General features: G+C 61.7%; 21 protein-coding genes. 11 read left to right on the forward strand and 10 right to left on the reverse strand.

Going from position 1 to position 26,665, the window contains the following annotated elements; all coding sequences use genetic code 11:
* Nucleotides 1-3: 3 nt before the first annotated feature.
* Nucleotides 4-1,221, forward strand: a complete 1,218-nt coding sequence (gene dprA / locus AC097N_RS04050; protein WP_479579458.1) for a DNA-processing protein DprA — start codon at nucleotides 4-6, stop codon at nucleotides 1,219-1,221.
* Between the two features lie 78 nt (nucleotides 1,222-1,299).
* Entirely contained in the window at nucleotides 1,300-1,809 is a 510-nt protein-coding gene (locus AC097N_RS04055; RefSeq protein ID WP_479579459.1) for a Smg family protein, read from the forward strand.
* A gap of 11 nt (nucleotides 1,810-1,820) precedes the next feature.
* Here AC097N_RS04055 and AC097N_RS04060 read toward each other — a convergent pair whose 3' ends face one another.
* The 5 genes from AC097N_RS04060 to AC097N_RS04080 all read right to left on the reverse strand — a co-directional run bounded on the left by AC097N_RS04060 (nucleotide 1,821) and on the right by AC097N_RS04080 (nucleotide 11,293).
* Nucleotides 1,821-4,328, reverse strand: coding sequence for a DUF1631 domain-containing protein (locus AC097N_RS04060; RefSeq protein WP_479579460.1), 2,508 nt, complete (start codon nucleotides 4,326-4,328; stop codon nucleotides 1,821-1,823).
* Nucleotides 4,329-4,342: 14 nt separating this feature from the next.
* Entirely contained in the window at nucleotides 4,343-5,296 is a 954-nt protein-coding gene (gene secF / locus AC097N_RS04065) for a protein translocase subunit SecF (protein WP_479579461.1), read from the reverse strand.
* Between the two features lie 12 nt (nucleotides 5,297-5,308).
* Complete coding sequence (gene secD, locus AC097N_RS04070; RefSeq protein ID WP_479579462.1) at nucleotides 5,309-7,189, reverse strand: protein translocase subunit SecD; 1,881 nt, start codon at nucleotides 7,187-7,189, stop codon at nucleotides 5,309-5,311.
* Nucleotides 7,190-7,221: 32 nt separating this feature from the next.
* Entirely contained in the window at nucleotides 7,222-7,554 is a 333-nt protein-coding gene (gene yajC / locus AC097N_RS04075) for a preprotein translocase subunit YajC (protein ID WP_479579463.1), read from the reverse strand.
* 121 nt (nucleotides 7,555-7,675) lie between these two features.
* Nucleotides 7,676-11,293, reverse strand: a complete 3,618-nt coding sequence (locus AC097N_RS04080; protein ID WP_479579464.1) for an indolepyruvate ferredoxin oxidoreductase family protein — start codon at nucleotides 11,291-11,293, stop codon at nucleotides 7,676-7,678.
* A 489-nt stretch (nucleotides 11,294-11,782) separates the two neighbouring features.
* On the opposite strand from AC097N_RS04080, the gene AC097N_RS04085 reads away from it, so the two are divergent.
* The 9 genes from AC097N_RS04085 to AC097N_RS04125 all read left to right on the forward strand — a co-directional run bounded on the left by AC097N_RS04085 (nucleotide 11,783) and on the right by AC097N_RS04125 (nucleotide 21,282).
* On the forward strand, nucleotides 11,783-13,096 hold the full coding sequence (locus tag AC097N_RS04085; RefSeq protein WP_479579465.1) for an ABC transporter substrate-binding protein: 1,314 nt from the start codon (nucleotides 11,783-11,785) through the stop codon (nucleotides 13,094-13,096).
* Nucleotides 13,097-13,177: 81 nt separating this feature from the next.
* Nucleotides 13,178-14,038: a carbohydrate ABC transporter permease gene (locus tag AC097N_RS04090; protein ID WP_479579466.1), complete on the forward strand. Its 861-nt coding sequence runs from the start codon at nucleotides 13,178-13,180 to the stop codon at nucleotides 14,036-14,038.
* Between the two features lie 7 nt (nucleotides 14,039-14,045).
* Nucleotides 14,046-14,876, forward strand: a complete 831-nt coding sequence (locus AC097N_RS04095) for a carbohydrate ABC transporter permease (protein WP_479579467.1) — start codon at nucleotides 14,046-14,048, stop codon at nucleotides 14,874-14,876.
* A 153-nt stretch (nucleotides 14,877-15,029) separates the two neighbouring features.
* Nucleotides 15,030-16,100 carry an ABC transporter ATP-binding protein gene (locus AC097N_RS04100; protein ID WP_479579468.1) on the forward strand — a complete coding sequence of 357 codons (1,071 nt, stop codon included), beginning with the start codon at nucleotides 15,030-15,032 and terminating at the stop codon, nucleotides 16,098-16,100.
* Nucleotides 16,097-16,831 (forward strand): SDR family oxidoreductase, encoded by a 735-nt coding sequence (locus tag AC097N_RS04105; protein ID WP_479579469.1) that lies wholly within the window; start codon nucleotides 16,097-16,099, stop codon nucleotides 16,829-16,831. Before AC097N_RS04100 ends, AC097N_RS04105 begins: the two co-directional genes overlap by 4 nt.
* Before the next feature lie 56 nt (nucleotides 16,832-16,887).
* The gene (gene dalD, locus AC097N_RS04110; protein ID WP_479579470.1) at nucleotides 16,888-18,303 is read left to right on the forward strand and encodes a D-arabinitol 4-dehydrogenase; all 1,416 of its coding nucleotides are present in this window, start codon (nucleotides 16,888-16,890) and stop codon (nucleotides 18,301-18,303) included.
* A gap of 24 nt (nucleotides 18,304-18,327) precedes the next feature.
* On the forward strand, nucleotides 18,328-19,251 hold the full coding sequence (locus AC097N_RS04115; RefSeq protein WP_479579471.1) for an AraC family transcriptional regulator: 924 nt from the start codon (nucleotides 18,328-18,330) through the stop codon (nucleotides 19,249-19,251).
* Nucleotides 19,252-19,271: 20 nt separating this feature from the next.
* Nucleotides 19,272-20,732 (forward strand): xylulokinase, encoded by a 1,461-nt coding sequence (gene xylB, locus AC097N_RS04120; RefSeq protein ID WP_479579472.1) that lies wholly within the window; start codon nucleotides 19,272-19,274, stop codon nucleotides 20,730-20,732.
* A gap of 49 nt (nucleotides 20,733-20,781) precedes the next feature.
* Complete coding sequence (locus AC097N_RS04125) at nucleotides 20,782-21,282, forward strand: Lrp/AsnC family transcriptional regulator (RefSeq protein ID WP_479579473.1); 501 nt, start codon at nucleotides 20,782-20,784, stop codon at nucleotides 21,280-21,282.
* Nucleotides 21,283-21,374: 92 nt separating this feature from the next.
* Here AC097N_RS04125 and AC097N_RS04130 read toward each other — a convergent pair whose 3' ends face one another.
* Genes AC097N_RS04130 through AC097N_RS04150 form a run of 5 tightly spaced genes read right to left on the reverse strand, consistent with a single transcriptional unit; the run spans nucleotide 21,375 to nucleotide 26,663 of the window.
* Nucleotides 21,375-22,862, reverse strand: a complete 1,488-nt coding sequence (locus AC097N_RS04130; RefSeq protein WP_479579474.1) for a hypothetical protein — start codon at nucleotides 22,860-22,862, stop codon at nucleotides 21,375-21,377.
* Between the two features lie 9 nt (nucleotides 22,863-22,871).
* Nucleotides 22,872-23,201 (reverse strand): L-rhamnose mutarotase, encoded by a 330-nt coding sequence (locus AC097N_RS04135; protein ID WP_479579475.1) that lies wholly within the window; start codon nucleotides 23,199-23,201, stop codon nucleotides 22,872-22,874.
* A complete protein-coding gene (locus AC097N_RS04140; protein WP_479579476.1) occupies nucleotides 23,198-24,160 on the reverse strand; it encodes an ABC transporter permease in 963 nt (320 codons plus the stop codon). Before AC097N_RS04140 ends, AC097N_RS04135 begins: the two co-directional genes overlap by 4 nt.
* Nucleotides 24,157-25,140, reverse strand: coding sequence for an ABC transporter permease (locus AC097N_RS04145; protein ID WP_479579477.1), 984 nt, complete (start codon nucleotides 25,138-25,140; stop codon nucleotides 24,157-24,159). Before AC097N_RS04145 ends, AC097N_RS04140 begins: the two co-directional genes overlap by 4 nt.
* On the reverse strand, nucleotides 25,137-26,663 hold the full coding sequence (locus AC097N_RS04150; RefSeq protein WP_479579478.1) for a sugar ABC transporter ATP-binding protein: 1,527 nt from the start codon (nucleotides 26,661-26,663) through the stop codon (nucleotides 25,137-25,139). Before AC097N_RS04150 ends, AC097N_RS04145 begins: the two co-directional genes overlap by 4 nt.
* Nucleotides 26,664-26,665 lie beyond the last annotated feature (2 nt).

Genomic DNA, 26,665 nt, shown 5'->3' on the forward strand with positions numbered 1-26,665 from the left:
CCCATGGAACGCGAAGAACTGGGTGGCTGGCTGCGCCTGACCCTCACGCCCGGCATTGGCAACGGCACCGCCCGCAAGCTGCTGGCGGCATTTGGGTTGCCGGGCGCTGTGTTTGACCAACCGGCGACCGCCCTGCGCCAGGTCGTCAGCCAGGCCCAGGCCACTGCATTGCAAGTCGAACCGCCCGAACTCGCCAAACTGCTGGACGTGACATGGGCCTGGTTGTCGGATACCGGCGAAGGCAAGGCCCAGCGTCACATCGTGGTGTTGGGCGACCCAGACTACCCGGCGTCGCTGCTGACCATGGACGACCCGCCGCTGATGCTGTACCTGATGGGGGCCGGTATTTTTGAACAAAAAATGGCCGCAGCCACCGCCGAACCTGCACAGTCAGCTATATATTCAATAGCAAATCGTTTATCCAACTGCATTGCGGTGGTGGGCAGCCGCAACCCCACACCGCAAGGTGCGGCCAATGCGCGGCATTTTTCCAAAGCCCTCAGCGAGGCGGGCTTGACGGTCGTGTCCGGCCTGGCACTGGGCGTGGACGGCGCAGCGCATGAAGGCGCGCTGGAGACGGCTGAGGCAGGCTCAAACCGCATCGCCACCGTGGCGGTGGTGGGCACCGGCCTGGACCGTGTGTACCCCAAGAACCACTATGACCTGGCCCACCGCATTGCACAAAACGGCCTGCTGGTGAGCGAGTACCCCTTGGGCACACCACCACTGACGGCGAATTTCCCCAAGCGCAACCGCATCATCGCCGGGCTGTCGCTGGGCACCCTGGTGGTGGAGGCCGCGCTGAAATCCGGCTCGCTGATCACCGCACGGCTGACGGCGGAACAAGGCAAGGAAGTCTTCGCCATCCCCGGCTCCATTCACTCCACCCAGGCACGCGGTTGCCATGCCCTCATCAAACAAGGCGCCAAGCTGGTGGAGTCGGCGCAGGACGTGCTGGAAGAGTTGAAGCTGGATTCGGGGGTGCTGTTTGCGGGTACGTCGCTCACCGCCAGCCTGGAAGCGTCAGCGGAAGAGCCTCTGATGGGCGCCGACGAGGCGCTACTGACTTCTTTGGGCTTCGACCCGGTTGGCCTGGATGCCTTGCAAGCCCGTTGCGGCATGGACACCGCCAACCTGCAAGCCCAGTTGATGGCCCTGGAACTGGACGGCCTGGTGGCCCGCTTGCCGGGCGGCCTGTTTCAGAGGCTAAACAGGGCATAAAGCCGGAATTGGCCGATAAGTCCAATGTGACCTCCAAATTAAGCTTTTGGGCCTTCACATTCGCGATATATTGGGGCCATGTTTGAAGTCCTTGTGTTCGTTTACGAGAATTACTGGCGCGGTGATGCATGTCCCGAGTCCGCTCACCTTGAGCGCAAATTAAATGCAGTCGGCTTTGATGCCGAAGAAATTCAGGAGGCCCTGACGTGGCTCAATGAATTGAATCTGGCGGCCAGCGGCCTGCGCCCCCCTGAATCAAAAGGCGACGAGAGCAGCCCTGCGTTACCCTCCAGCCCCACCCAGGTCGCCCAGTCCCCGCTGAGCATGCGGGTTTACTCAACAGCTGAGCAGGATCATCTGGGGGCCGAATGCCTCGGATTTGTCACCTTCCTCGAAGGCGCGGGTGTATTGCCACCGCACATGCGGGAAATCGTGATCGACCGCGCGATGGCAGCGCCGGGGCACACGGTTCCCCTGGACGATCTCAAGATCATTGTCTTGATGGTGTTTTGGAGCCTGGGCGAAGAACCCGATCCGCTGGTGCTCGATGAGCTGTGTGACAACAGCATCAACCGGGTCGCCCATTAAGGGCCAGCCGGTCAGCCCAACAAGCGCTCGGGATTGGCTTCGAGCTTGACCAATGCGTCACGTGTGGCGCGCACGGTCAGTGTTTCTTCTTCTTGCGGCAAGAGCAGCCCGGCCTGCAGGTAGGCTGCCAGACGACCCGCCTGAATCAGGTAGCTGCGACCGTCGGTGGACGCAAACAAATTCAAATGCTTGCGGTCGCTGCGCCAGGCAAACTGAATTTGAGCGATCAGGCCGTTATGGTCCAGCGTAAACCACGAGCCCAACTGCAGCTCCTGCACCCACGCCAGCATCGCTGCCGTCGGTTTGGAGCCCCCATCGGCCACCACGTCAATCATGGACGCATCCATGCCCAGCATCATTTCGATGCTCTGGGCATCCAGTGGGAGATCGCCCATGCCATCTTCACTGACGAAGTCTTCCAGGTTGGCCAATCGCGCCGCCATCGCCTGAATCTGCTCGTTGGGAATGGCCTGGGTCTTGGACAGGAAGGCATCGGCGAGCGTGTCGCTCACCACCTTGATGTGCGCCTCCTGAGCCGAGGATCCGACGCCGAGCATGGTCATGCCGGCGCGCAGTTTCTGCAACAGCTGGGGCAAATCCTGAATGACGCGCGCACGATCACTGCGATTGGGCTTGGCACTGGCGGCCCAGACCAGGTCTGTGGCTGATTTTTTGAGCCCCAGCGTTTCGGCATGCTGCGGACCTTTGCGCACAGCGGCCACCGCCAGCACATCAGCCCAGACCTTGAAGAGAAACTCCCGGATCTCCTCGCGCACCGGCATGTCCTTGAGCATGTTGCGCATCTCGATCGTGTACTGGATCGTCAAGGTCTCTTTTTGCTCAACCTGCTGCGCCACGCTCACGACTTTTTGGGTCGAGGCCTTGCCGGTCAAAAACTGGGTCAGGAATTTCTGAAACTCGTCGTACACAAGCTGGAACACCCGTTTGCCGGTTTCGGGGTATTGCTCAATCACCTGCACGACACGTTTGACCTCCATCTCAAGCGCTCCGCCATGGGCACCACTGGCATCAAAGCCCATCACGCAGGAGCCCATGCGGTCAATCAACTGCCGGGCTGGGTGGTTCAAAGTGCCAAAGAAGTCCGGTTCTGCCAAAGCGACCCGCAACACCGGCATTTGCAGACGGGCGAACCACACCCGAATGCCAGGAGGAATCCGGTCTTCCTGCAAAATAGACTGGAACATCAGGGCGACGATTTCAATCGTGGCTTTTTCGCTTTTGGTCTCGGCCTTGCTCTTGAGCTCGGCTGTTTTCTGTCGCAACTCACCGGCCACACGTGCCACGCCTGCGGGGCTGTAATCCTCCACAATACCGCCGCCTGAATAGCCGCCTGCTGGCCTGGTTTGTTCAGCCATCGCCGCCACCAATGCCGGAGACGGCGGCAGGTAATGAGTCGCCTCAAAACCGGCATCAACCGAGCCCACCAACAACCGCTTGAGTTGCCCCAAAACACCTTGTGCACGCGTGCGGGCACGAGCCAGGGGCGTGACCGAGGTCATCAAGCGGGTTTCGTCAGATGCCCCACCAAAATTCGATCCATACCGATCAGACTGTGATTGAGGCGGCATCGGTGCCGTTCCGGACTTTATCGGCATCGACCCCGATCCCGCGGGACTGCCCCAGCCAAGGCGTCCTCCAAATGCACCCCCAGAAGCAGCCCTTGCAGAGACGCCCTGACCCGGGGTCTCCTGACCTGCGGCACCTTGTCCAGCAGGGTAGCCACCCGCGTAACCCTGAGGTCCAGGATCGCCGTTGTAACCGCTCGGTCCGGTGTCACCGCCAGGCTGACGCTCCTGCTGCAGTTGCCCCGGCATTGTTGCGCCCGACGGACCGCCACGCGGGGGCGCAGATGGAATACGCTTGACGCGGTCCTTCAACTCGATGGTTGGCATGACACCCTGCTTGATCAGGAAATCATTGCAATTGGCGTAAGCCTTTTTAAGGTTCTCCGAGAGCAGCTTGAGCACCAGGTCATTGACCAAGAGCCAGGTGGCGCGCGGCATGCCCACATGGGCCCATTGCTCGACCATCAACAGCACGAGCACTTCAGGACGCAAGATGTCGTGCCCCGCCAAATCTTCTGTGCTTTCCAGGAACTTGATGCGTACCTTGAGGTCATTCAGCACGGAATTGAGCTTTTCGGCCACGCCCAACACCAAGCGTGAGGCCATGATCTTGTTCTCGACCACCTCGGTCCCCACGAGTTCGAAACCACCATCCAGATCCTTTTGGGGCGCAACCTCTGGCGGCTTCAAGGCCGCCTGCCAGTCCTTCAGGGTGGCATCCACCCAGGCGGTCCGGTTGCGTTGGTAAAAGGTCCAGGCGTCTCGCCGGGTCTGCATGTCCCGCGACGGCGCGGCTTCATCCATCAAGTTGGTGAGCCGCTCTTGCACAGCCGCTGACAGCTCAACCAGGGCGCGTCCGGCCTCATTCACAAAGCGCTTGCGTGTCTCCTGTGCCAGCTCGGCTCTCTGTGAAAAAGAAGGTTGAGTCGCCATGCCCGCGATTCTAGTCAGACTGTGGCGCCGGCGTTCGGGTCATTGGGATCTTCATCTTTCTTGGTGCCGCCCTTGATCAAGTCTTCGCGCTGAATGCCAAGCCACATGGCAATGGCCGCGGCCACAAAGACCGACGAATAAATGCCAAACAGAATACCGATGGTGAGGGCCAGGGCAAAGTAATGCAGCGTCGCGCCACCAAACAGCAACATGGACAACACCATCAACTGGGTTGAACCGTGCGTGATGATGGTCCGACTGATGGTCGAGGTAATGGCACTGTCAATCACTTCGTGGGAATTCATTTTGCGATAACGCCTGAAATTCTCGCGAATCCGGTCAAAGATGACGACCGACTCGTTGACCGAATAACCCAGCACCGCCAACACAGCCGCCAGCACGGGCAGGGAAAACTCCCACTGGAAAAATGCAAAGAAACCGAGAATGATGATGACGTCGTGCAAATTGGCAATGATGGCAGCAACGGCGAATTTCCATTCAAACCGCAAAGCCAGGTAAATCATGATGCCGACCACCACAAAAGCCAATGCCTTCAAACCGTCAGTGGCCAATTCATCGCCCACCTGGGGGCCAACAAACTCGGCACGACGCAAAGACGCCGACACATCCGATTCTTTCAGTGCAGCTAACACACGGTCACTTTGCTGGGCAGAACTCACACCTTTTTGTACCGGCAGACGAATAAGCACATCGCGAGCCGTCCCGTAGTTCTGCACCTGCACATCGTTCAAGCCCAGTTTTGCCACGGTGGCGCGCACCGCATTCAAGTCTGCAGGCTGTGAATAGGTGACCTCCATCAAGGTACCGCCCGTGAACTCCACCGAGAGATGCAAACCACGGCTGAACAGGAAGAACACTGCGGCCAAAAAGGTCGCCAATGAAACCAGATTGAAAATGAGCGCATGCCGCATGAACGGAATGTCGCGTTTGATTTTGAAAAATTCCATGACTGTCTTCCCTTAGTTCGACTTGACCTGAGTTCCGGACTCAGGGCGCCAAATCGTACCGATTGACACGCTTTTGAGCTTGTTTTGACGACCGTACCATAGGTTAACCAGGCCTCTTGAGAAGAAGACGCCCGAAAACATGCTGGTCAGAATCCCCAGGACGTGCACCACGGCAAAGCCTCGCACCGGCCCGGAACCAAAGGCCAACAGCGCCAGACCCGCGATCAGCGTCGTCACGTTGGAGTCCAGAATGGTGGCCCAGGCGCGGTCATAACCGGCGTGGATGGCCGCCTGCGGCGACGCGCCATTGCGGAGCTCCTCGCGCACCCGCTCGTTGATCAGCACGTTGGCGTCAATCGCCATACCCAGCACCAGAGCCATCGCGGCCATACCAGGCAAGGTCAATGTCGCCTGCAACATGGACAGAATAGCCACCAACAGCAACAGATTGAATGCTAGAGCAATACTGGAAAACACGCCAAACAGCATGTAGTAGATGCACATGAACACGGCAACGGCGATGAAGCCAAAGGTCACGCTGTTGAAGCCCTTGGCGATGTTTTCCGCACCCAGGCTGGGCCCGATGGTGGTTTCCTCAATGATCTCCATGGGCGCAGCCAGCGAGCCGGCGCGCAGCAACAACGAAGTGTCGTTGGCTTCCATCGAGGTCATGCGACCCGAGATTTGAACGCGCCCGCCGCTGATCTCGGAGCGGATCACCGGGGCCGTCACGACTTCGCCCTTGCCTTTTTCAAACAAGACGATCGCCATGCGCTTGCCGATGCTTTCACGCGTCACATCCCTGAAAATGCGGGCGCCTTTGGCATCCAGCGTCAGGTTGACCACGGCTTCCTGGGTCTGGCTGTCAAAACCGGGCTGGGCATCTGTGAGGTTTTCACCGGTCAGGATGACCTGTTTTTTCACAATGACAGGTTGGCCGCTACGCTCCAAAAACCGCTCGGACCCGAAAGGCACGGCCGCGGTGCCACTCTCGGCACCACGGGCTTCGCTGCTTTCGTCCACCATGCGGACTTCCAGTGTGGCGGTGCGGCCCAGGATGTCTTTGGCCTTGGCGGTGTCTTGCACGCCCGGCAGCTCCACCACAATGCGGTCCAGTCCCTGCTGCTGAATGACCGGCTCACTCACACCGAGCTCATTGATTCGGTTGTGCAGGGTGGTGATGTTTTGCTTGAGCGCCTGATCCTGCACGCGGCGGGCGGCCTCGGGCTTGATGGAGGCGGTCAACTTGAAATCTGTTCCGTCCGGGGCATCCACGGTCTGCAGGTCAGCAAACTGGTCCTGGATCAGTGCTTTGGCGGCAGCCAGTGTCTCGGTGTCGCGAAAGCGCACTTCAATCGTCTGCGCGTTGCGACTGATACCGCTATGACGCACATTTTTTTCGCGCAAGCTGGTGCGAATATCGCCCGTCAATGACTCCGCCTTTTTAGTCAATGCAGCTTGCATGTCCACCTGCAACATGAAGTGCACGCCACCCCGCAAGTCCAGCCCCAAAAACATGGGGGACGCGTGCAAAGCCGTCAGCCAGGACGGCGACAGTGACAACAAATTGAGCGCAACCACGTAGCCCGGATTGGCTTGATCTGGAATCAGTGCCTTCTGAATCGCATCCTTGGCTTTGAGCTGGGTCTCGGTGTTGCCGAAACGCGCCTTGATAGAGGTGCCATCCCGTGAGATCAAATCCGCCGTGACGCCCGCCGCTTTCAACGCGGCTTCCACTTGCGCCTGGGTGTCGCTGTCCACCTTGAAGGCTACTTTGGCTGACGACACCTGAACGGCAGGCGCCTCACCGAAGAAATTGGGCAGGGTGTACAACACCCCGACCAAGAGCGCGACCACGATGATCGCGTACTTCCATATTGGGTAACGATTCATGATCGCGCTTCTTCCGTCTGTGAAATCTGGAGTTACTTGATGCTGCCTTTTGGCAAGACCTGAACCACAGCGCTGCGCTGGATCTGAATCTCCACGCCGCTGGCGATTTCCAGAGACACGTAGCTGTCACCCAGCTTGGTCACCTTGCCCAGCATGCCACCGCCGGTAGCGATTTCGTCACCCTTGGCCAGCGCATCAATCATGGCGCGATGCTCTTTCTGCTTTTTCATCTGGGGGCGGATCATCACGAAGTACAACACCACAAACATCAGCACCAGCGGCAGCATGCTCATGAGCGATGACTGCATGTCACTACCAGCGGCAGCAGCGGGGACGGTTTGGGCAAAAGCAGATGAAATAAACACGGGAAACTCCAGAATAATGAATCAGGACAACAAGACACGGCGCCTGTTTTCTCACATAACTGTGCAAAAAACAGGCAACCCGTCATTGTATGCGGGGCCCGTGTGACCCCTGGGAAGCGTCTCAGGCCACTTTTTGGGCGGCCTGCGAACTGCGGAACTGGGCCAGTTGGGCCTCCCAATTCTGGCGTGCCGCCATGAGATTGCGCGCCTTGACATGCCCAAAACCCTTGATTTGCTCAGGGATACGGGCAATACCCAGCGCCAGTTGATAACGATCACCCGCCTGCCGGGCTCCGTGGCCAGACGCAAGAACGCTCACGATTTCTTCCATGCTCGCCCGGTACTCGGTGATCAATGCCCGCTCATGACGACGCTCTTCTGTCCGTCCAAAAACATCCCAGGCGGTTCCGCGCAAGCCCTTTAGCCGCGCCAGTACTTTGAATGCGGTCAGCATGGCGGGGCCAAACTGCTGCTTCTGCAGTTCGCCCTTGGGGTTCTTTTTGGCCAGCAAGGGCGGCGCCAGGTGGTAGTTGAGCTTGAAGTCCCCTTCGAACATGGCATTGACCTTGGCCTGAAAACTGCCGTCGGAGTGCAGCCGGGCCACTTCATACTCATCTTTGTACGCCATGAGCTTGAAGAGATATCGGGCCACCGCCTCAGTCAGCGCCAAACTTTTCTCGCCGGCCGACTCGTCCACGCCCCGAACTTTCCGGACAAAGACTTGGTAACTTTCGGCATAGGCCGCATTCTGGTAGCGGGTCAAAAACTCCACACGTTTGGCAATCAGGTCGTCCAGCGAAGTGCGCTTGATAAAAGTCACAACTTGCCCCGGAGTCACCACTTTGTCGAATGCCTGCAAGTCATGCGCCGCACGGCGGCCCCACTCAAACGCGGTTTTGTTTTGCTCCACGGCCACGGCGTTGAGTTCGATCGCACGGATCAAAGAGGCTTTCTCCAGCGGAATCCAGCCTTTTTGCCATGCGTAGCCCAACATCATGGGGTTGGTGTAAATACTGTCGCCCATCAGCTGAGTGGCGGCAGCATCGGCGTTGAAGGCGCCCACGGCCGCCAGCCCCACGGCCTTGACGACGGCACTGACGCAGGCCTCAGACGGGTTTTCCCAATTGGCGTTGGTCACAAACGCCGCAGTGGGTGCCGCATGTGAATTGAGGGCCACATGGGTGCGGCCCTCACGCATGCGCAGCACCGTCTCCTTGCCTGCGGCCACAATGGGATCGCAGCCGATGATGAGATCGGCCCCTGCCATGCCCACGCGCGTGGTGCGAATGTCGCTCTGGGTGGCACCAATGAGCACATGGCTCCAGGTGGCGCCGCCTTTTTGCGCCAGCCCCCCGGCATCCTGGGTCACGATGCCTTTGCCTTCCAGATGGGCGGCCACGCCCAACAACTGGCCTATGGTGATCACGCCCGTACCGCCCACGCCCGCCACCACAATGCCCCAGACCTTGCCATTCACCGCCTCAGGGGTTGGCACGACAGGTTCAGGCATCGGCCCCATATTAAAAGGTGACGGCCCTTGGCCCTTGATCTTTTTCTTGAGCTGGCCACCCTCGACCGTGACAAAACTTGGACAAAACCCCTTGAGGCATGAATAGTCCTTGTTGCAGGTACTCTGGTTGATCTGGCGCTTGCGGCCAAACTCGGTCTCCAGCGGCTCCACACTCAGGCAGTTGCTCTGCACACCGCAGTCGCCACAGCCCTCACACACCAGCTCGTTGATGACCACGCGTTTGGCCGGGTCCACCAGAGTGCCCCGTTTGCGGCGCCGACGCTTCTCGGTAGCGCAGGTCTGGTCATAAATGATGACCGTGGTGCCTTTGATCTCGCGAAACTCGCGCTGAATACGGTCCAGCTCGTCGCGGTGTTCAATGGCGATGCCCTCGGGCAAGCCGGTGATGTGCTCGTATTTCTCCGGCTCGTCCGTGACCACTATTATTTTGATAGCGCCCTCCGCACGCATTGACTGGGCTATCTGCACAACGGAGTGTCCTTCGGGCCGTTCCCCGACCTGCTGGCCACCGGTCATGGCGACCGCGTCGTTGTACAAAATTTTGTAGGTGATGTTCACCCCGGCCGCTATGGCCTGGCGAATGGCTAGCAGCCCGCTGTGGAAGTAGGTGCCGTCGCCAAGGTTGGCAAACATGTGCTGGTCATGGCTGAAGGGCTGCTGCCCGACCCAGGGAACGCCCTCGCCGCCCATCTGCGTAAAGCCCACGGTGGCACGGTCCATCCAGATCGTCATGAAGTGGCAGCCGATACCGGCCATGGCACGCGAACCGTCAGGCACTTTGGTCGACGTGTTGTGCGGACAACCGGAGCAAAACCAGGGCTGGCGCTCGGCCCCTTGGGTCCCCGTGAGTTCGATCACCTGCATGGCGCGTTCCCGGGCTTCGAGAATGGCCAGCTGCGCGTCAATACGTGAAGCAATGGCCGCGTCCACGCCCAGCTTCTTCACCCGCTGGGCAATCGCACGTGCAATGAGGGCGGGCGACAAATCGGCATTGGCGCGCAGCAGGGTATTGGCTGTGGGGTTGGAATTGGACCATTCGCCACCGCTGAAATCGCCCTCCCCCTCGTTGAACTTGCCCAGCACATTGGGGCGAACATCCGCCCGCCAGTTGTAAAGCTCTTCCTTAAGCTGGTATTCAATCACCTGGCGCTTCTCTTCGATGACCAGAATCTCCTGCAGACCGGTGGCGAATTCGCGGGTGAGCTGGGCCTCCAGCGGCCACACCACACCCACCTTGTGCAGACGAATGCCGACCTGTTGGCAGGTCGCATCGTCCAACCCCAGATCGACCAGTGCCTGACGTGTATCGCTGTAGGCCTTGCCACTGGCGATCAGCCCCAAACGGTCGTTCCGGCCTTCTATGACGTTGTAGTTCAGGCGATTGGCACGAATGTAGGCCAGCGCGGCGTACCACTTGTAATGGAACAACCGGGCTTCCTGGTCGAGCGCGTGGTCCGGCCAGCGAATGTGCAAGCCGCCGGGCGGCATCTCGAAATCCGTCGGAATCTTGATTTGCACGCGGTCGGGGTCAATCATGGCCGTCGCGCTGGACTCGACGATTTCCTGGATCGTTTTCATGCCCGCCCACACGCCCGAAAAACGACTCATGGCAAAGGCGTGAATGCCCAGGTCCAGAATTTCCTGCACGGTGGCCGGAAAGAACACCGGCAGGCCGCAGGCCTTGAAGATATGGTCGCTTTGGTGCGCGGCGGTCGAGCTTTTGGAAATGTGGTCATCACCGGCCACGGCAATCACGCCGCCCCACTCGGTGGTGCCCGCCATATTGGCGTGTTTGAAAACATCGCTGCAGCGGTCCACCCCCGGGCCCTTGCCATACCAGATGCCAAACACGCCATCAAACTTGTTCGAGCCGGGTGGCGCAAAACCCAGCTGCTGCGTGCCCCACAGGGCCGTGGCCGCCAACTCCTCGTTGACACCGGGCTGAAAAATGATGTTCTGCGCCTTGAGGTACTTCTCGGCCTTGACCAGCGCCTGGTCATAACCGCCCAACGGCGAGCCCCGGTAACCACTGATGAAACCCGCCGTGTTTTTGCCGATCTGTTGATCGCGCAGGCGCTGCAGCATGGGCAACTTGACCAGTGCCTGGACGCCACTCATGAAAGCTCGCCCGTAGTTGAGTGAGTACTTGTCATCCAGCGTCACGGTTTCAAGTGCTTTGCGGATGTGTTCGGGCAGCGGTGCGTTCATTGTGGGAGTCTCCAGGATGCTGGCGAAATGCAAATGTTGAGCGCCTTGTGGGCGGCTGGGTCAAGAACAACCCACGGATGGTGAGTTGCCTCTAACTGGAGGGAAAGTGTATGCGTGCAGCGCAGATATGTCATTGCTTTCTTTGCCTTGAATAGGATGATTCTAGAAAGAATCTTGCTGCAAAGATCCATTAACAGCCTGAATCAGGCAGATCAATCCCATCATCCAGAACGAACCCCTCACGCCAAGGCAAATGGCCACACGAAAACGGCACCACACCAAGGGCTGAAGCGTCGACTCCCATCAAAAACAATACGAAATTGACAGAACTAGGTATAAATCCTAGTCCTCATATGCAATTAAATACCAATCAGGATGATTGGAGTACCAATCTTGCACGAGGCGATCAGTATCGTTCGAGGTGTCAATGCAGACTGCATCCACGCATTGAACATTGCATTCAACTTCATACAACAAGGAGACATTCCGATGAAACTGACAACCCGTCTTACCGTGGCCGCCGCCCTGGCCATGTCGCTCTGCGGTGCATCGCACGCGGCAACCGAGCTCGTGATTGCCACCGTGAACAACGGCCACATGATCGAGATGCAAAAGCACAGCAAGGCATTTGAAGCCGCCAACCCCGGCATCACCCTCAAATGGGTCACGCTGGAAGAAGGCGTGCTGCGCCAGCGCGTCACCACGGACATCGCCACCAAGGGCGGCCAGTTCGACGTGATGACCATCGGCATGTACGAAACCCCCATCTGGGGCAAAAAAGGCTGGCTGACCGAACTCAAGACCAACGCTGCCTATGACGTGGACGACCTGCTGCCCGCCATGCGAAACGGCCTGTCGGTTGACGGCAAGCTGTTTGCAGCGCCGTTCTACGGCGAAAGCTCCATGCTCATGTACCGCAAGGACCTGGCTGACAAAGCTGGCGTGAAGGTCAGCGACCACCCCACCTGGACCGAAGTCAAAGACCTGGCCGCAAAAATTCATGACCCGAAAAATGGCGTGTATGGCATCTGCCTGCGCGGCAAACCAGGCTGGGGCGACAACATGGCCTTCCTGACCACGCTGGTGAACACCAACGGCGGCCAGTGGTTCGACATGAAATGGAAGCCCCAGCTCGAAAGCAAGCCCTGGAAGGATTCCATCAACTTCTACGTGGACTTGCTGAAAAAATACGGCCCTCCCGGCTCGTCGGCCAACAGCTTCAACGAAATTCTGGCGCTGTACAACGAAGGCAAGTGCGGCATGTGGATTGACGCCACGATTGCAGCCTCGTTCATCACCGATCCCAAGCAATCCAAGGTAGCTGACAAGGTGGCGTTTGCACAAGCACCCACCGCCGTCACACCCAAGGGCGCGAACTGGTTGTGGGCCTGGGCATTGGCCATTCCGGCCGGTTCACAAAAAGTGGATGCCGCCACGAAATTCGTGACCTGGGCGACCAGCAAGGAGTACATCAACCTGATTGGCAAGGAAGTGGGCTGGGGCAACATTCCCACCGGCACGCGCAAGAGCACTTACACCAATGCCGAGTTCCTGAAGGTCGCCAAGTTTGCTGCCGCCGAGAAGGCCGCGATTGACAGCGCCAATGCGAATGACAGCACCTTGCCCAAGAGCCCGTATGTGGGCGTGCAGTTTGCCGCCATCCCCGAGTTCCAGGCCATTGGCACCACCGTGGGCCAACAAATGAGCGCGGCGCTGGCCGGCAAATCGACCGTGGACGCTGCCCTGAAGGCATCGCAAGTCGCTGCTGAACGCGAAATGAAGAAGGCAGGCTACTACAAATAAGCACGGCGGCCCACCTGTGGCTGACTGATTGCTGGCGCGCAGGGCTTGTCCTGCGCGCCCCTTTTTCCCAGAGGCATTTCCATGAAACGATTTCTTCCCCGCATCCTGCTGGCCCCGGCCATGATCACGCTCTTCCTGTGGATGATCGTGCCGCTGGTGATGACGATTTATTTCTCCCTCATCCGCTACAACCTGATGCAGCCCGACCAGTCCGGGTTCATCGGCCTGGAGAACTTTGAATACTTTGTGACCGACCCTTCGTTCGGCACGGCCGTGATGAACACGCTGTTGCTCTTGGGCAGCGTCATTCTGGTCACCGTGATCGGTGGCATTTTGCTGGCCTTGCTGATTGACGAGCCGTTTCCCGGCCGTGGTCTGGTGCGCATCCTGCTGATCTCGCCTTTCTTCGTCATGCCCACCGTCAATGCCTTGCTGTGGAAGCACATGATGATGAACCCCATCTACGGCGTGCTGGCGCAGGTCTGGCTCTTCTTTGGCGCCACCCCGGTGGACTGGCTGACCGACTGGCCCCTATGGAGCGTGATCCTGATCGTGTCCTGGCAGTGGCTACCGTTTGCCACCCTGATCTTCATCACCTCGCTGCAAAGCATGGACCGCGAGCAGTTAGAGGCCTCGCGCATGGACGGCGCCAACTACCTGCAGCAATTGCGCTACCTCTACATCCCGCACCTGGGCCGTTCGGTGGCGGTGGTGGTGATGATCGAAATGATTTTTTTGCTCAGCGTCTTCGCCGAGATTTACACCACCACGGGCGGCGGACCGGGCGATGCCAGCACCAACGTGGCCTTTCTGATCTTCAAGCAGGCCCTGCTGAATTTTGACGCTGGCGTGGCCTCGGCGGGTGCGTTGTTTGCGGTCGTTCTGGCCAACATCGCTGCCGTTTTCCTGATCCGCATGGTCGGCAAAAACCTCGACAAGTGAGCATCCCATGACACATTCCAAACTGGCACTGCTGACCTACTCCCTGCGCACCCTGGTGGCCTGGGGCGTGACCCTGCTGCTCTTCTTCCCGCTGGGCTGGCTGATACTCACCGCTTTCAAGACCGAACTGCAGGCCATCTCTGTGCCGCCTCTGCTGTTTTTCACGCCCACGCTGGAGAACTTCTCCATCGTGCAGGAGCGCAGTGACTACCTGCTGTACGCCCAAAACTCACTCATCACCAGCGTGGCCTCCACGCTGCTGGGCCTGGCGCTGGCATTCCCAGCGGCCTACTCCATGGCCTTCTTCAAGGGCAAATACACCAAAGATATTTTGATGTGGATGCTCTCCACCAAGATGATGCCCGCCGTGGGCGCACTGGTGCCAATCTACGTGCTCGCGCAAAGCTCCGGCCTGCTGGACTCGCGCACGGCGCTGGTGATTGTGTTCACCCTCTCCAACCTGCCCATCATGGTCTGGATGCTGTACTCGCACCTCAAGGACATCCCGGGCGAAATTCTGGAGGCCTCGCGCATGGATGGCGCCACGCTGTGGCAGGAATTCCGCCATGTACTGCTGCCGCTCACCATGGGCGGACTGGCCTCCACTGGCTTGCTGTGCCTGGTGCTGAGCTGGAACGAAGCCTTCTGGTCGCTCAACCTGAGCGCGGCCAAATCCGGCACGCTGGCCACGCTGATTGCCAGCTACTCCAGCCCCGAAGGCCTGTTCTGGGCCAAGCTCTCGGCCGCTTCTTTCATGGCGATTGCCCCCATCGTGGTATTCGGCTGGTTCAGCCAGAAACAACTGGTGCAGGGCCTGACCTTCGGCGCCGTGAAGTGATGCACACCCCCCGGCTTGCCCGCTCCGTGTGGCCGCTTTCCCCCTTGCAGGGGGCGGTGCCAGCGGCCCGGCAAAGCCGGTTCCGCGGCACCCCTGGTATGGGGTGTTTGGTACTCAAACGTTTGTAACCAATAAAAAACAGGAGCTCTTCCAATGGCATACCTCAAACTCTCTGGCGTCGAAAAAATGTTCGGCGAACACCGCGTCATCAAAGGCATTGACCTTGAAATCAAGCAAGGCGAATTCGTGGTGTTTGTCGGCCCCTCGGGCTGCGGCAAGTCCACCCTCCTGCGCCTGATTGCGGGCCTGGAAAACATCGATGGCGGCTCGCTCCACCTGGATGGCCGCGACATCACCCACCAGCCGTCGAGCAAGCGCGATCTGGCCATGGTGTTCCAGAGCTACGCGCTCTACCCGCACATGAGCGTGTTCGAGAACATGAGCTTTGCCCTCAAACTGGCCAAGGCCGACCCGGCCGTGATCCAGGAAAAAGTCGGACGCGCTGCCAAGATTCTGAACCTCACGGACTACCTGCACCGCACGCCCAAAGAACTCTCTGGCGGCCAGCGCCAGCGCGTGGCCATTGGCCGTGCCATCGTGCGCGCACCCAAGGTGTTTCTGTTTGACGAGCCCCTGAGCAACCTGGACGCGGCCCTGCGCGGCCAGACCCGCATCGAGATTGCCAAGCTGCACCGCGACCTGGGCGCCACCACCATTTACGTGACGCACGACCAGGTCGAGGCCATGACGCTGGCCGACCGTGTGGTGGTACTGCGCGACGGCAAGATTGAGCAAGTGGGAACACCGCTGGAGTTGTACGACCGACCCGCGAACCAGTTCGTGGCGCAGTTCATCGGCACGCCGCAAATGAACGTGGTGGCCGCGGCCGATATGCCAGCGCTGCAAGTGGTGGTCGGCCTGCCCATCCCCGCGGGCGGCTTTGTGGGCCTGCGCCCGGAAAACGTCACGCTGGACGCCGCCGGCCAAGGGCTGCTGCAAGGCACCGTGGAGCTGGTGGAGGCGCTGGGCGCCGAGACCCTGATCTACGTCAGCACCGCCCAGGGTGCGCAACTGGTGTCGCGTCTGAACGAGCGCAGCACCCTGCATGCCGGTGACCGCGTGGGGGTGAACATTGACGTGGACGCGGCTCACCTGTTCGACGCGCAAGGCCGCATCACCCGCACCGGCAAAACCGCCTCGACCCCTGACCAGGCCACAGCATGAATCCCACACAAGTCCTGAGTGGCCAAGTAGCCGCTGTCACCGGCGCAGCCTCGGGCATCGGTTTTGCCAGTGCCCAGGCCATGATTCAGGCCGGCGCGCAAGTCGTGCTGGTCGACCGCGACGCCCAAGCCCTGGCACAAGCCCGGGAGGCGCTGGGCGCCGCCGCCCTGCCCATGGTGCTGGACCTGCTGGACCCCGCGCAGTGCGCGGCCATGCCCGAGCGCATTCTGGGCCTGACCGGCCGGCTCGACATCTTCCACGCCAACGCCGGGCTGTATGTGGGCGGCGATCTGGTGGACGCCACCGACGACGCGATTGACCGCATGCTCAACCTGAACATCAACGTGGTCATGAAAAACGTGCGCGGCGTGTTGCCCCACATGATCGAACGGGGCACGGGCGACATCATCGTGACCAGCTCGCTCGCCGCGCATTTCCCCACCCCCTGGGAACCGGTCTACGCCTCCAGCAAGTGGGCCATCGACTGTTTCGTGCAGACGGTGCGCCGCCAGGTGTTCAAGCACGGCATCCGCATGGGCTCCATCTCGCCGGGACCGGTGATCACCTCCTTGCTGGCCGACTGGCCGGCCGAAAAACTGGCGGAAGCCAAGGCCAAAGGCAGTTTGCTGGAGGCGTCCGAGGTCGCCGAGGTCGTGCTGTTCATGCTCACCCGCAAGCGCGGCATGACGATCCGCGACGTCGTGATGTTGCCCACGCAGTTCGATCTCTGAGTCAGGCAGCCACGGCGCTTTTCATTGACATTCGATCCCTACCAAGAAACCAAGCCATGTACACGATCCTCCACCTGGGCCTGGGCTCATTCCACCGTGCCCACCAGGCCCTTTATGTTCACCAGTTGCGCGAGTCGGGTGACACCCGCTGGTCGCTGATCGGCGGCAACCTGCGCCCCGACATGTTAGAGACCATCAACGCGCTGCAGGCGCAAGGCGGTGCCTACACGCTGGAAACCGTCACGCCGCAGGGCGAGCGCCGCTACACGCGCATCACGTCCATCCAGCACGTCATCTCGTATCAGGACGACCTGGGGCCCCTGGTCGCCGTGGGGGCCGACCCGGCCACCCGCATCATCTCGTTCACCGTCACCGAAGCGGGCTACTACCTGGACGCCCAGCACCAGCTGGACTGGGCCACCTTCCCCGACCTGCGCGCCGATCTCGATGCCGTGAAAGCCGGTCACGCAGGCCACACCATTTACGGCGGCCTCGTCACCCTGCTGCGCGCGCGCATGCGGGCCGACGCCGGCCCGGTGACCCTGATGAACTGCGACAACCTGCGCCACAACGGCGAGCGCTCGCGCGGCGGCCTGCTGCAGTTCATCGAAGCCCTGGGCGACAGCGCGCTGCTGGCCTGGGTGCAGGCCCACACCACCAGCCCCAATGCCATGGTGGACCGCATCACACCCCGCCCCACGCCCGACGTGCGCGAGCGTGTCAAGGCCGCCACCGGCGTGGACGATCCCGCCGCGCTGATGGGGGAAAGCTTCATCCAGTGGGTGATTGAAGACAACTTCATCGCCGGCCGCCCCGAGTGGGAAAAGGTCGGCGTGGAGATGGTGCAGTCGGTGCAGGCCCATGAAGAGGCCAAGATTCGCCTGCTCAACGCCACCCACAGTTGCATCGCCTGGGCTGGCACGCTGGTGGGCTACCAGTTCATCCACGAAGGCACGCTGGACCCGGTCATTCGCCAGTTTGCGTTTGACTACGTGACTGACGACGTGATTCCGGTGCTCAGCCCCAGCCCGATTGACCTGGCGGCCTACCGCGACGTGGTGCTGGACCGCTTTGGCAACCCCGCCATTGCCGACACCAACCAGCGCGTGGCCATGGACGCGTTTGCCAAGATCCCGGCCATGATCGCGCCCACCATCCGCGACCGGCTGGCACGCGGCGAGTCCATCAACAGCGTGGCCATGCTGCCGGCGCTGTTTCTGGCTTACCTGCAACGCTGGCATGCCGGGCAACTGGCCTATACCTACCAGGACCAGGCCATGGACCCCGCGGTGGCCCACGCGATATGCGAGGCCGCCGACCCCGTGGCCGCGTTCTGCGCCGACCTCACCCTGTGGGGCCCGCTGGCCAACGACGAGCGACTGATCACGGCCCTGCGCCAGGCCTTCAACCGGGTCACTCAGTTCATCAACACGCAGACACGCCCTGTGGGCGGTGGTAATGTGATGTCCTGATCCCTGCTCCACCCGTCTTGCGCCATGGCCAACAAACCCCGTCAACTCAAACCCGAGCTGGAGCACGACTACCTGCGCTCGACCGACCTGGGCTACGAGTCCCCGGACGAGGCGGGTTTTATCCGCTGCCTGGCGCATGGTTACCCCACGCCCCTGGCGCGCTGGCACCACCATGACGAGTACGAACTGCACCTGATCACCGCCACCTCGGGCAAACTGTTCGTGGGCGACTGGATTGGCCAGTTCCAGCCCGGCCAGGTGGTGTTGACCGGCCCCCGGCTGCCGCACAACTGGGTCAGCATGGATGTGCCGCCTGGCGGGGTGGCCGAGCGCGACCTGGTGATCCAGTTCCTGCACGGCCCCATCGAGACCGGCAGCCAGCACATTCCGGAGCTGCGTGAGATTCTGCCCCTGCTGGAGCGGGCCAAACACGGCATCGAATTTTTCGGCCTGTACCCCAAGGCGCTGGAGCACTGGCACCACGTCAAGGCGCGCCATGGTCTGGCCCGGTTCGGGGCCTTTTGCGACTTTCTGAGTGACCTGGCCCAGTGCACCGACTACCGCATGTTGTCCAACGCGCCCCTGCAAAGCATGGACGACGATGCCCAGCAGGACCAGATCAGCGGTATTGTCAGCCGCATCACCGAAAACCTGACGGAGCCCCTGTCGGCAGCCGATCTGGCGCGGGACCTGGGCATGAGCGAGAGTGCGTTCTCGCGGTTTTTCCGGCGGGCCACGGGCAACACCTTCACCGATTTTGTCAACCACGTGCGGGTCAACCGGGCCTGCCAGTTGTTGATGGAATCCGATCTGCTCATCACCAACATCGGTTTTGATGTCGGCTTCAACAACATCGCCAACTTCAACCGGCGTTTTCTCGACATCAAGGGCATGACCCCCAGCGAATACCGCCGCCAGGCGGCCAACCGCTTTGGCATCAAAGCCTGAACCCCGACACCCCCAGCACCATGTATCTCGGCATTGACCTCGGCACCTCCGGCATCAAACTTTTATTGCTCGACGCGCAGCACCATGTGCATGCCAGCGTCGATGCCGCCCTGACCGTTCAGCGCCCCCACCCCAACTGGAGCGAGCAGCATCCCGCTGACTGGTGGCAGGCGCTGGAACATGCCGTGGCACAACTCCGGGCGATGGCACCCCAGGCGTGGCAGCAGGTGCGCGCCATCGGCCTGTCGGGCCAGATGCACGGCGCCGTCGTGCTGAATGACCAAGCCGACGTGCTGCGCCCCGCCATGCTGTGGAACGACGGCCGCTCCGAGGCGCAATGCGCCGAGCTGGAGCGCCGGGTGCCCACCTCACGCCAGATCACCGGCAACCTGGCCATGCCGGGTTTCACGGCGCCCAAGCTGCTGTGGCTGCAGGCGCACGAGCCCGCGTTGTTCGCTCAGATCAAACAGGTGCTGCTGCCCAAAGACTGGCTGCGCCTGCAACTCACGGGGGAAGCCGTGAGCGAGATGTCTGACGCCTCCGGCACCCTGTGGCTTGATGTCGGCCAGCGCCGCTGGAGCGACACGATGCTGGCAGCCTGCGGACTGAATACCTCCCACATGCCCCGCCTGGTCGAAGGCAGTGCCCCCGGCGGCGTGCTGCTGGCCACGCTGGCCGCCGCCTGGGGCTTGCCGCCCCACGTGGTGGTGGCCGGTGGCGGGGGCGACAACGCGGCCAGTGCGGTCGGCATTGGCGCGGTCAACCCCGGCCAGGGTTTTGTGTCGCTCGGCACCTCGGGTGTGGTGTTTCTGGTCAGCGACACCTACCGGCCCGCGCCGGAACTCGCGGTCCATGCCTTCGCCCATGCACTGCCCCGGCGCTGGCACCAGATGTCGGTCATGCTCAGTGCCGCCAGTGCGTTTGGCTGGGTCACCCAGCTCACCGGCAGTGCCGATGAGGCGCAACTGTCGGAACAGGTAGCTACCCTGACGCTGGCGCAACGCGCCCGCGCACCGGTGTTTTTGCCCTACCTGAGTGGCGAGCGCACGCCCCATAACAACCCGCAAGCCAGCGGCGTGTTCATCGGCCTGCGGGGTGACCACAGCGCCGCCGACCTGGGTTATGCGGTGATGGAAGGCGTGAGCTTCGGCCTGATGGACGGCCTGCGCGCCATAGGCCAAAGCGAACCCTCCACCACACCGCTGGCCCTCGTGGGGGGCGGCGCACGCAGCGATGCCTGGGCCCAGTTGCTGGCCAGTGGCCTGGGTTGCCCGCTGCACCGGCCCGAAGGCGCTCACGCGGCCGCGGCCCTGGGGGCTGCCCGCCTGGCCTGGCTGGCCGATGGCGGCAGCGAGGCCGAGGTCTGCCAACCCCTGCCTTTGGCGCAGGGCTTTGAGCCTGATCCGGCACTCAGGGCCCTGCTGATGGCGCGCTACCCGCGCTACCGGGCGCTCTATCCGGCGCTGCAGTCCCTGTTCTGAGGGGCCTCCCGGCAAGGCCGGGAAAGGATCTTGCTCAATAATCGCCAGAATGGAAACACTCGACAAGTTTGACCTCGCCATTCTGAATGAATTGCAAACCGACGGCCGCCTGAGCAACGCCGAACTGGCCTCCCGCGTGGGCCTGAGCGCGGCACCGTGCTGGCGGCGCGTGCGGGCACTGGAGGAGGCGGGTTTCATCAAAGGCTACCGGGCCGAAATTGACCGCCACAAGATTGGCCTGGGCGTGCTGGCTTTTGTGCGGCTGGACGCCGACCGCAACGCCGGGGACGTGTTGCGCGGGCTCGAAGAGGCCATTCGCGCGATCCCCGAGGTGGTGAGTTGCCACTACATCAGCGGCACCGGCACGTTTGAGTTGCAGGTGGTCAGCCGCGACCTCAACACCTTCAGCCAGTTCGCACGCGACGTGCTGATCAACCTGCCCAACGTAAAGGACCTGCACACCAGTTTTTCATTGGGCGAGGTGAAAGCCAGCAGCGCCCTCCCTCTGGGGCACCTCAAGACGGGCGGGGCGGCCTTGTCCAAGAATTAAGGCGAAAACCTGTTTTTTGAGCAGGATTTACATGTTTTAGGGCTATAGCCCAGGTGTAACGTGCGGTTATAGCTATAAATTTAATAGCAAAATTAATGCTGAAGCTGCTCGATCCACTGCGCCTGGTAGCGCGCCAGACCCTGCACATGGCACGCCACCACGGGTTTTAAAAACTGCGGACCGGCCACGGTGCGCCAGTGGCACAGCAGCCAGGCGCCGCGCGCCGTGCCTTCCATGCCATCGCGGCTCGCGAAGCAGGCATGGTGGGGCAACAAACCCTGCAGAACGGCCAGGTACAGCGGGTTGTGGGCCAGCGGTCCCTCCACCACCAGCACCGGTTCCTGCGACGCCGTCCCCTCCCAGAGCCGCTGGACCAGCCAGGCCGTGACCTGTGCGCAGTACAGCGCGGCCAGCGCCGAACGCTCCCCCGCGCTGAGCCACGTCGCCAGCGCACCCGGCAAGCGCTGCCCGCCCCGCTGCACGTAGCCCTCGCGGTCCATGAAGGGGCCGCCCTGGCGTGCAAACGTCGGCCATGCCAGGATCTGGCTGTCGATCAGGTGCTGCAGGTCCGCCAGCGTTCCCGCGTTCGGGTCCGCGCCCTCCAGAAGCGTGGCAAATTCGCGGCCACCCATGAAGCGCGCGGTGGGGGTGGCGCGCCCCAACACGTCCACATTGCCGAGCATGTCATGCCCGGCCTGCAGCGCCGCCGTGGGTGCGCCGGGGGCCATCAACACGGTCCAGGTGCCGGAGGACACCACGGTCAGTGCTTTGGCGTGCGCCGCTTGCCCCACGCCGTCGTCCTGGGCCGCCAGGTACCGGGCCAGGCAGGCGTTGCTGTCATGCACACCCACATGCACCTGGCACGTGGCGGGTAAGCCCAACTCGCGGACCACCTCGGCACGCACCGGACCTATGACCTCCCAGGCGTCGCGTAGCGGCGCGAACAAGGTTGCCCACCCTTGTGTGACCGCCAGTTCGGTGAAACCGTCGGCCTGCGGCCGCCACAGCTGGGTATGGCAACCCAGCGACGACCGCTCGCTCGCACACACGCCACTGAGCCACCACGCCCAGTACTGGGGGTAGGGCAGCAAGCAGCGGGTCCGCGCCCAGGCGTCGGGGTGGCAGTGTTGCATCCAGAACAACTGCCGTGCGGCATTGAGCCCAGCGGGCAGGTCAGGCGAGAGCGTGTCTTCAAAACCATCACGGGCTTGCGCATAGGCCTGCGCCAGTGCGTTGTCGGCCCGGCAAGCCCCCTCGCCCTCCGGCGCAAAGCCATCGAACTCGTAATCCAGCGGCGCCCACGCCACTCCCTCGTCCGCCAGCGCCACGAACGCTGCGCCGTGGGTGGACGCGATGACGTGGTGGCAGTGTGCGGTGTGGGCCGAGTTGCGCAGGCATTGCGTCATCCAGTCGCCCAAGCCCTGCAGGTCCAGCGCCGGGTAGCCCAGCGGCGACATCACGTTGGCGTTGTCACGGCCATGGCGCTCGACCACGGCACCGTCCACATTGACCATCAGGAGCTTGGCGTGGCTTTTGCCAATGTCGATGACCAGCGTGAGGTCAGCCGAAAAATCAGTCATCACGCGCATTCAGTCCAGGTGGAAAAGGCAGGGCAAGGGCTCCACCACGGGGGAGCCATCGGGATGGGTGCGCATGAGATCGGCCATGTGGCGCCACCAGCGTTGCATGACCGGATGCGCGGGCAGCGCGTCCATGGTGTGATGGACAGGGCGCCTGAGCGTGGCCAACAGGACACCATGTTCTTCATCCAGAAAGATGCTGTAGTCGCTGACACCGGCGTCTTTCAGCAAGGCACACAGCTCGGGCCAGATCTCATCGTGGCGCTTTTTGTAGTCCTGCATGCAACCGGCGTTGAGGAACATGCGAAAGGCAATTTTTTCACCCCGTTCACTCTTCATGCGTGGGCTCCCCGGCGCTGCAACAGACGGGGCAGCACCATCGACACAATCAACAGCACCCCAATCACCATGGACATCACAATGCCCGTGACATTGGCCATGCCCATGGCAAAGGTCAGCAGGCCCAGGAGCAACACCGACAGCATGGTTCCGACGATGCTGCCGCGACCGCCCTCAATCGCCACACCGCCCAGAATGACCATGGTGATGGCGTCCAGCTCCCAGCCCATCGCAATGTTGGGGCGGGTGCTGCCGATGCGCCCGGTCAACATGACGGCTGCCAACGCCGCCATCAAGCCGGCAAACACAAACAGGGCCATGCGGTAGCGGTCGGCCTCGATGCCCGAGAACCGGGCCGCCACCGGATTGGCCCCGATGGCATACAGCCGGCGGCCCCACACCGTGCGGTGCAAGACCAGCCCCACGGCGCCAGCGCAAAGGCACAGCACCACAAATTCAAGCGGCAGGATCAGCCACTTCACCCCCACCAACTCACCCAGGTAGCCATTGCCGAGGAAAGAAAAAATGTCTGGATAACCCGAGATCGCCTTGTCCCCCAGCGCCACCATGGCCAGGCCCCGGTACAGCGACAGGGTCCCGATGGTGACCACAATCGACGGCAGGCGGTAATGCGTCACCAGAACGCCGTTGAGGCCACCAGCCAGGCCCCCCGTGGCAAACGCGGCCAGCGTCATCCCGAGTGGCCCCAGGCCAGCCCGCATGGCGTAACCCATGGCCAGAGAGCACAGGGCGAGGATGGCGGCGATCGACAGGTCAATCTCACCGGTGATGATGAGCAAGGCCAGCGCCAGGGCCAGAATACCTTTCTCGCTGAAATTGAAGGTGCTGTCGGCCAGGGCGTCCGGCGTCAGGAACCCCGGTTGAATCACCCCAAAAACCACCAGCAGCAGCACCAGCAAAGCCAGCAGCACGCGTTCCCATGTGTTCCAGGCCTTCATGCCAGCGCTCCTTGTCGTTCCAGAATTTGTCGTCCCGCGCGGCGTTCGGCGCGTGCATTCACGGTGACGGAAATCAGGATCACCGCCCCCGCAATCGCCTGCTGCCAAAAAGGTGACACCTGAATGACCGGCAAGGCCCCGTTGATCACCCCAATAAACAGCACCCCGAGGGCTGCGCCCCACACCGACCCCACCCCGCCGCCGATGCTGACGCCGCCAATCACGCAGGCCGCCACCACCGTCAGTTCATAGCCTGCCGCCAGTTCGGTATAGGCAATCGAGTAGCGCCCCACCCACAACAAGCCCGCAAGACCGGCCAGCATGCCCGACAGGGTGTAGACCAGCATCAGCCGCGACGGCACGGAAATGCCGACATAGGCCGCCGCGTGCGGGTTGCCGCCCAGCGCATAAATCTCGCGGCCTTCGCGCCGCAAGGTCAGAAAGAATGCCATGGCCGCCAGCACCACCAGCGCAAACCAGACCAGCATGGGCAGGCCCAGCCACTGTTCGCGCGGCAGCCCTTTGATGGCCACATGAATGTCCTGGTCCGAGATCCAGGCGCCCTTGCTGGCCACAAAGATGGCGCCGCGGTACGCGGACATCGTCCCCAGCGTCACCACGATGGGGGGCAGATCGAAGCGGGTGATGAGCCAGCCGTTCAAGCTGCCCAACAGCGCACCAACGACCAGGGCCATGAGCAATAAAACCCCGATGCTGACGCCAGGCCAGGCCCGCCCGACCAGGGCGCACAGCATGCCGGTCAATGCCAGGTTGGAGGCCACCGACAGGTCAATACCCCGGGTGAGTAACACCAGCATCTGCCCCATGACGAGGATGGCCAGAATGGCCGAGTCATTGGCAATGTCCATGCCGTTGCGCCAGGTCAGGAACACAGGAGCCCGTGCGCCCACGGCGAGCGCGATGACCCCAATGATGACCAGCAAGAGCCACTCGCGTCGAATATTCAGAAAATTTTTCATGCGCTGATCGCCTCTGTAGCGGCGGAGGTGTGACGGCCATCCAGCCCTGAGGCCGCAGCCACGATGGCTTCCGCATGCGCAGTCGCACGGTCGAACTCGGCGACCTGCAGGCCGCGGCGCATCACGATGGTCCGGTGCGCGAGGTTCATGACCTCGGGCAACTCCGAGGACACCAGAATCACGGCCAGCCCTTGCGCCACCATGTCGGCGATCAGCTGGTACACCGCTTGTTTGGCGCCCACGTCAATGCCTTTGGTGGGTTCGTCCAGAATGACAATGCGCGGGTCCAGCCCCAGCCATTTGGCAATCACCACTTTTTGCTGATTGCCGCCTGACAGGCCTGACAAAGGTGTGTGCGGCGACTGGGTCTTGATGCGCAGGCGCTCGGTCATGCGCTGGCACAGGGCCGACTCGCGCACCTGCGACAACCAGGGTCCACGGGCAAACCGGCTCAGGCCTGCCAGGCTGATGTTGTGCTGCACCGAAAAACTCAGGATGCCGCCCTGGCGTTGGCGCTCTTCCGGCACATAGGCCATGCCGGCGGCAATGGCGTCCACCGGGCGACGCGGTTGCAAGCGCTGCCCATTGACCGTGAACTCGCCCGTGGCCGCCGGGTTCAGGCCCATGAGGGCCAGCATGGCCTCACTGCGCCCGGACCCCACCAGCCCGTAAAAACCCAGAATTTCCCCCTTGCGCAGGGTAAACGACAGGTTCTGGAATTCGGTGGGATGTGACAAGCCCTTGACCGTCATCACCACCTCGCCCGGCGCCGTGGCAATGGACGGGTAGATCTGGTCAATCGCGCGACCCGCCATCAGCTTGACCAAGGCTTGCTCTGTGGCACTGGCGATATCGCCGGAGCCCACCGCCGCACCGTCACGCAGCACCACGTAGCGGTCTGCCACGGCAAATATTTCGTCAAACTTGTGGGTGATGAAGATGACCCCGACACCTTGTGTGCGCAACTGGCGCACGATGCCGTAAAAATCACGAATCTCCTGCTGCGACAGCGCTGCGGTGGGTTCGTCCAGAATGACCACCGAGGCTTGTTGTGACAGCGCGCGCGCAATCTCGACCAGATGCCGCTCTGCCAGACTGAGGTCCTTGACCAGCGTGACGGCTGAAAAGCGGGCACCGATCTTGGACAACACCGCCTGCGCCTGCGCGTTCATGGCCGCCCAGTCAATGACGGGGCCGCGCTGCAGATAGCGCCCGACAAAGATATTCTCGGCCACGCTGAGTTCCTCAAACATCACGGTTTCCTGATGCACCGCCAGAATGCCGGCCGCCTGCGAGGCTTGCGCACTGGCAAATTTTTGCACCACACCGTTCAGAGTGATGGTGCCTTCATCCAGCGGCACCACACCGGTGAGCAGCTTGACCAGGGTGGACTTGCCGGCACCGTTCTCGCCGACCAGGGCCAGCACTTCACCGGCACGCAAATCCAGATCCACGCCGCGCAGGGCATGGGTCGCGCCATAGCGCTTGTGGATGCCGCGCAGGCTCAGCAATACATCAGACATGA

Source organism: Rhodoferax sp. LS1R11 (assembly GCF_056521395.1).